Here is a 6641-nt window from a genome sequence, read left to right as displayed (position 1 = left end):
AGAAAATCCCAACGCACCGCGAAGGGGGGGCCAAAACTAGCCGTCACACTGGGGCCACTTCAAGTTGACATTGCCACTTAAAGCGCGCGGGAACGGCGATGATCGACAGGCCACGGCGATTCAGCCGCGCGGCGGTGCAATAATCGGGGTGGCCGCCAATGCCGCCCACGACGTTCTCCGCGACGCCTTCCACGTTGATCTGGTCCACGGGATCGATCTCGATAGCCGTATTGACCGCCACGAACGGCGCCCCACGAGATAGCCGAGTGACATCATGGGTGTAATCGACGCCGCGCAAAATTGGTTCTCGGTCGGCCCACCGGTAGAGATCGGCGCTGCCGAAGAGGTAGGTCGCAGAGGGCCGACCTACCAACAGACCCTGCCGTTCCAGGTCGATGACGGCGTCGGTGAGATAGCCGGTGTCGATCGATAACGGTTTTCTTGCGCGCTGCAAGATTGCGGCGCCCAGTTGTCCTGGGCCGTATTGCAGAGTTGCTCCCTCCGGGATGAACCGCAGAACTCAGTCGGCCAACACGGTATAGACTGGATCTGCTGGGCGAGAAGGTATTTCGGCCGAAAAGTCGCCGGCGTGCCCGACGACGGTGACCACGTCCAGTCCTATGGGTGCCTGAGCACTGGCTGTTGGTGCGGCCTCGTCGAGCACTACCCACAGCGCCACCCCGGCGTCAACAAGTGCCTGCTGCCAGGACACCTCTGTGCAAAATTGCAGGCCATCGCCGATGCGAGTCATCCGGGTGATCAGCAAGTCGGGGCAAAGATGTCCTACCAGTAGCGCAGGAATCGCGGCCATCCTGGTTGGAACTGACCGGGTGACCGGCTGAGACAATAACTTTCGCATGCCCCATCCGGGCAACAGGGTGACGATACGAGTGAAGGCGTCGGGTGCCAAACCGCGGCGGCAGGACCGGATTCCATCCCAGAACCAGGGTCACCGAATCTGTGTCCGCGGCGAACCGGCTGAGCGTCTCGCCCACGCAGAGGCCATCTTCTATAAGGTGTTCAGTGCGCCAACCCCGTCACCAAGAGCGATAGTCACCTGGGGGCCGGCAAGCTGACGCAGCTTCGTCGACAATGTCATTGCTGCACGCGGCTTAGGTAGCCGACGCTCGCCTCGCGGGAGAAAGCCTCATCCGTGCGCGCCAGGATGCGGGCCGCGCGGTCGATCACCGGCTTGTCCACCATGCGGCCATCAACTGTCCGTACTCCGCCGTCAGTGGCGGCAGCAACTACCCGTCGGGCCCACGCCAGTTCGTCCGCCGATGGACTGAAACTAGAGTTGACGATGCCCACCTGCCGGGGATGAATGCACAGTTTCCCACCGAATCCCAGCCGCACGGCACGAGCGGCATCGGCACTTACGGCTCCGTCGTTGTGCACCGCTGTCGTTACTCCATCCAGCGGCGCTGCGCGTCCGGCGGCAGCGGAGCCCATTACCAGCGCGCTACGCGCGTACTGCAGGCAGTCATGGTCGTCGGGATCAATGCCAAGCTCGGCGCTCAGGTCGACGCTGCCGAACGCCGCACGCGCCACGGCGTCTGCGGCGCAGATCTCGGCCGCGGCCAGCACGCCCGGGGCCGTTTCGATGAGCGCGATCAACGGTGTTTCGGTAGGTAGCTGACCCGAGATTTCGGCGAGGTGAGCAGCGCTACGCGCTTTGGGGACCATGACGCCGCACTCGCGACGCGCCACCATCGCGAGATCCTCGTCGTGCCAATCGGTTCCGGTTCCATTGATGCGGACGACGCTAGTTGCGCCCGCGGCCAGCCACTCGGCTACGGCATCGCGCGCATTGCCCTTAGCCTCTGGGGCGACGGCGTCTTCGAGATCGAGCACGATTGCGTCGGCGCCGCTGGCGGCGGCCTTGGCGAAGCGATCGGGACGGTCACCGGGCACGAACAGTAAGCTGCGGGCGCCGGTGAGGATGTCGTGCATCTCAGTCACTGCCGCACCGCCGGTTGATGGCTGACCACGATCTTGTAGGTCTCGCTGCCAGCATCGCGCGCGGCGCTGCCATCAAGATCGGCCAAAGTCACCTGCGCCCCGTGGCAATGCAGTGTGCGTGCGATCTCACGGCCGATGCCTTGTCCCGCTCCGGTCACCACGGCGACCTTGTCTGCCAGCAGCGGCCTCGTCATCGTCGAGTGGCTCCATTCTATGTGGATGTAGTCGAGTCATGGACAAATCTGATCGAGATTTCTAATCTAGGTTAAACCAGTGGGTGGAGTGCTCTCAAGCACGCTGGGCCGGAAAGGAATGATTGTGGACTTAGGTTTGGCCGATGCCCGGGTGTTGGTGACTGGCGGGGCGTCGAATATCGGGCGGGCGATCGTCCACGAGTTCGCGTCCGAAGGTGCTCGCGTCGTGCTGAACGATATCGATCAGCCGCAGGCGGAAAAGGTACGCGCGGAGGCGCTAGAGCGGGGCGCGTCGGCTGTTGAAGTAGTGATCGCCGATATGACCCGTCCTGATGGTGCCGACACTGCAGTGGGGCGCGCCGTCGATGCCTGGGACGGAATTGATGTTCTGGTCAACAATGCGGGCTGGACAGTACCGGGATTCATCGCCACCGACACGGATCGGAGCAAGTGGGAGCGCGTTATCGAGGTCAATCTGTTCAGCGCGCTCGCGGCAACGCAGGCGGCGATCGGACCGATGAAGGACGCCGGCGGCGGGGCTATTGTTTTCGTCGCCAGCGACGCAGCGTTCGGTCAGATTCGGCAGAGCATTTATGGTGCGTCGAAGGCGGGCATGGTGGCGTTGGCTCGCACTACCGCGCGGGAGCACGGCCGACACGGAATCCGCTCCAACATCGTTTGTCCAGGTTTGGTTATTCCCGAGGGGCCCGATGCTGTGGGCGAGGCCAGTCTGTGGGCGGTGGGACAGGACAACGTGTTCAATCAGAAGCAGATCGACTTCATGTTGAAAGACACCCCGCTGCGTCGTTTGACTACAGCCGAGGACGTGGCTCGCGCCGTGTTGTGGTTTTCTTCGCCGCGTGCGGCCCGGCAGGTTACCGGCCAAATGATCTCAGTCAGCGGTGGATACACCATGCCATGAGGACGGTTCGCACTGGCCGCCGCTAGCCTCCGTTAGACACTGCGCTCCCGTATGGTTGAGCATCGGTGCAAGCCAACAGTTTTCGAGGGCAAGGAAAAATGAGGCACCTTGCGGCGATCGTCGAAATGAGACGCCGCCGGGGTGGACTGCAACGTGAGTACGCGGGTGAGGACTTGGTTTCCCGATCGCGTCAGGCTCCGACCAAACCGGGCATTCCTCCACCGGCATCAGGCAGTAGCCAGATAGTAGCAACGGAAGTCGAAGTATATCCGCGCCTGCTCCCGAACGCCCTCTACTCGTGCGCGTCCACGGTCGGTGAGCGAGCGCAATCTGCCTCAAAACACGCGCCTCATCGAGGATAGCGACGACAACGGCACATGGATCGCCACCGTGAGGTCAGCACGGCGGGGGATCGGCGTTCCATTCGGTCAATGTCCAGCCTTCGGACGGATTTCCGGTGACAACCACATGGCCCGTATTCGTCAGCTGGTTCTCGGTCAATAGCGACGTATCGGCGTTATGCACGTTCATCAGCACCCAGAGCATGATCGCCGCGCCATGCGAGAACGCGATCGGGTTCTGCTCGCCACTCTCGTAGATGTGTCGTACCGCGTCGTCGAACCGTGCAGCGAATTCGTTGCCGTCCAGCGAGCCCGGAATCCGCGCACTGTAGTCTCCTCGCAACCATCGGCGCGGGGCAGCCAAGTAGGTCTGGGCGTTGGCTTCGGGCTGGCCTTCGAACTCACCTGCCTCGATCTCCCGGAGACCGGGCAACACGGTGACGGGTTCGCCGAGCGCCTGCCCTAGCGGTGTGGCCGTTTCCTGGGTCCGGATCATGGTCGAGGCGTAGATGCCGTCGTAATGATTGGGGCTCAATCGCCCAGCGGCCAGTGTCGCCTGACACCATCCCTCGGGTGTGAGATCCGGGCCTGGTACCGAAGTGTCGATCAAGCCTGAAGCGTTGCCAGCCGATTGCGCATGCCGCACCACTGTCAACGTGATGGTGCGTGGGACGGCCGCCTGCGCGGATCCGCAGCCCACGATCGATGCCGCCGCAACCATGACGCCAGTAAGGAATCTCCCCACGGTCATACGGATTTCGATGGTTCGAGCTACCAGAGCATGGCGAGGCTTCGTGGTGGACAACGTGCGCGCAGAGACGGTACGCAGGTTCACGGGAGAAGTTTAGAGCTCCTTGAGCAGCTACGCCGCATCAATCTTGGCCGCTGAACCATGGTTTGGCGCGGCTGTAAGGTCACCATGGTCAGTGCGCAGTCAGGTTCGAGGCGGCGTCGTTGTATGAAATCGCTTGAAAAAATTCAACGACGCCCTAGAAAATGGAGCGGACAGCGTGCTGTGATCATTCAGGCGCCAGCCCGGGGGCGGGCGGCCCGCCACACGAACGGAGGTTTGATGAAACCGAGCTCCGATCACGGAGCCTGCGTAACGCTGGCTGACTGTCAGATCATGGCCTTCGGGCTGCAAGAGGACCAAGGCACGCAGTCGGGGATCTCGCGGCGTAACTCTCGCGTGCGACGCAAGCAGCACGCGACACTGCCGACTCGGCCGACAACAGCAAATTCACCACTCCCATATCGACGGAAGGATTTCCCATGGGCGTCGCTATCGAGGTGAATGGGCTGACGAAGTCCTTCGGTTCCTCGAGGATTTGGGAAGACGTGACGCTGGAAATCCCCGCCGGGGAGGTCAGCGTCCTGCTGGGGCCGTCGGGTACCGGCAAATCGGTTTTCCTGAAGTCCCTCATCGGCTTGTTGCGGCCCGAGCGCGGCTCGGTGGTCATCGACGGCACCGACATCCTGCAGTGCTCGGCCAAGGAGCTCTACGAGATCCGCACGCTGTTCGGCGTGATGTTCCAGGACGGCGCCCTGTTCGGTTCGATGAACCTGTTCGACAACGCGGCCTTCCCGCTGCGCGAGCACACCAAGAAGAAGGAAAGCGAGATCCGTGACATCGTCATGGAGAAGCTGACCCTGGTCGGTCTCGGCGGCGACGAGAAGAAGTTCCCCGGCGAGATCTCCGGCGGTATGCGCAAGCGCGCCAGCCTGGCCCGTGCCCTGGTGATGGATCCGCAGATCATCCTCTGTGACGAGCCGGACTCCGGTCTGGACCCGGTCCGTACCGCTTACCTGAGCCAGTTGATCCTGGACATCAACGCTCAGATCGACGCCACGGTGCTGATCGTGACGCACAACATCAACATTGCCCGCACGGTGCCGGACAACATGGGCATGCTGTTCCGGCGCAAGCTGGTCATGTTCGGCCCGCGTGAGGTGTTGTTGACCAGTGATGAGCCCGTGGTGCGGCAGTTCCTCAACGGTCGCCGGATCGGGCCGATCGGCATGTCGGAGGAAAAGGACGAGGCGACCATGGCCGAAGAGCAGGCCGCGCTGGACGCCGGCCAGCATGCCGGTGGTGTCGAGGAGATCGAGGGCGTGCCGCCGCAGATCGTCGCGTCGCCGGGCATGCCCGAGCGCAAGGCTGTGGCCCGGCGCCAGGCGCGGGTGCGCGAGATCCTGCACACCCTGCCCAACCAAGCACAGCAAGCCATTCTGGATTCGATGCAGAATACCGTCGACTACCCCAACGAGTGGGCCGAAGACCGTCCTAGTCACCGTCGCGATGACTCTGCGACCGCACCGATCGTGGTGCAAACCCAGGCTTGACATCGGGTGGCGATCAGGACGCACCACGCATCGCGTCAGATCCTCGGTGCGTCGAGCAGAAGCCGTGAATCGCCGTGGCGTGGGCACTACGCCGCCAGGGCAGCGGCAACCCCGCGCCCATGGCAACGGGTCTCGTAACACTAAAGACTCGTCGCTAGGACACGCTCATGGCGAGCTTTACGCTTTCCTTCGTGGCGATGCAGCCGAGGTGCCATACTCGGCGAGCCGCGTCGTGCCGATAACGACCAACTACGTCGGATCGACTCGTGGCCACAACTGGATGGTCCCGGAGTGACCGAACGCCCGATCTGGGGCGACGGGACGCCGGGGTTCAAGTCCCCCTTCACACATATCGAGCGGTTCAACGAACTGCGACGCGAAAGGTCACGAACTCGAAAGGGTTCGTGACCTTTGTGTTTGGGTTGACAGCCCGCTCTGCGGGCTGGATGAACCTGTACTGGGGACTTCGATGGATAAATCCCCAGATCGCCACGGCGCTGTTAGCGATGGGCTTCCCCTGTGACCGAAGTCGGGACCGTGTAAGAGCGCGTATCGCCAGACACTCTCCCCACTTGCTGCAACGATGAGACATCTGTCGGCAGAGCAGTACGACGCCCTCCGGCAGGTTTGCAATTGGCGGGTCTATGAGTGTGGCGCGTAAGCGGCGCTCTTTGCGACAGTACTGAAGTGAGCCGGATTCTCTCCGAAGTCGCGGAGGCGCAGCAGTGGCTCCCCTCCGCCGTCGCTGTGAAGAGGAGGACGGGCCATGACGAACGGGTCTGGCGGGAACAGCGCCGCGGCGGGGAGCGTCCCGGGGAGTGGTGTAAGTGATGGCGGCGTGTCGGTCCCTGACGTAAGAGGGCCATCGCGTGAGTCTCT

4 protein-coding genes and 2 pseudogenes are annotated in these 6641 nt (G+C 62.8%); 2 read left to right on the top strand and 4 right to left on the bottom strand.

Annotated features, from left to right (window positions below; all coding sequences use genetic code 11):
* Positions 1-79: 79 nt before the first annotated feature.
* The 3 genes and pseudogenes from AWC19_RS31360 to AWC19_RS30235 form a co-directional block, all read right to left on the bottom strand.
* Positions 80-1093: pseudogene (locus AWC19_RS31360) on the bottom strand (acetyl-CoA hydrolase/transferase C-terminal domain-containing protein); the annotation flags it as partial.
* Positions 1094-1095: 2 nt separating this feature from the next.
* Positions 1096-1953 carry an HpcH/HpaI aldolase/citrate lyase family protein gene (locus AWC19_RS01330; RefSeq protein ID WP_085076306.1) on the bottom strand — a complete coding sequence of 286 codons (858 nt, stop codon included), beginning with the start codon at positions 1951-1953 and terminating at the stop codon, positions 1096-1098.
* Between the two features lie 58 nt (positions 1954-2011).
* Positions 2012-2156: pseudogene (locus AWC19_RS30235) on the bottom strand (SDR family NAD(P)-dependent oxidoreductase); the annotation flags it as partial.
* A gap of 124 nt (positions 2157-2280) precedes the next feature.
* On the opposite strand from AWC19_RS30235, the gene AWC19_RS01320 reads away from it, so the two are divergent.
* Positions 2281-3078, top strand: a complete 798-nt coding sequence (locus AWC19_RS01320) for an SDR family NAD(P)-dependent oxidoreductase (protein WP_014711167.1) — start codon at positions 2281-2283, stop codon at positions 3076-3078.
* Positions 3079-3474: 396 nt separating this feature from the next.
* Here the strand turns inward: AWC19_RS01320 and AWC19_RS01315 are convergent, their stop codons facing one another.
* On the bottom strand, positions 3475-4140 hold the full coding sequence (locus tag AWC19_RS01315) for a histidine phosphatase family protein (protein ID WP_142280910.1): 666 nt from the start codon (positions 4138-4140) through the stop codon (positions 3475-3477).
* 551 nt (positions 4141-4691) lie between these two features.
* Here AWC19_RS01315 and AWC19_RS01310 point away from each other — a divergent pair.
* A complete protein-coding gene (locus AWC19_RS01310; RefSeq protein ID WP_085076303.1) occupies positions 4692-5762 on the top strand; it encodes an ABC transporter ATP-binding protein in 1071 nt (356 codons plus the stop codon).
* Positions 5763-6641 lie beyond the last annotated feature (879 nt).

It is taken from the genome of Mycobacterium palustre, from assembly GCF_002101785.1.
Taxonomy (GTDB): domain Bacteria; phylum Actinomycetota; class Actinomycetes; order Mycobacteriales; family Mycobacteriaceae; genus Mycobacterium; species Mycobacterium palustre.
This window is presented reverse-complemented; position numbering and strand designations above follow the sequence as displayed.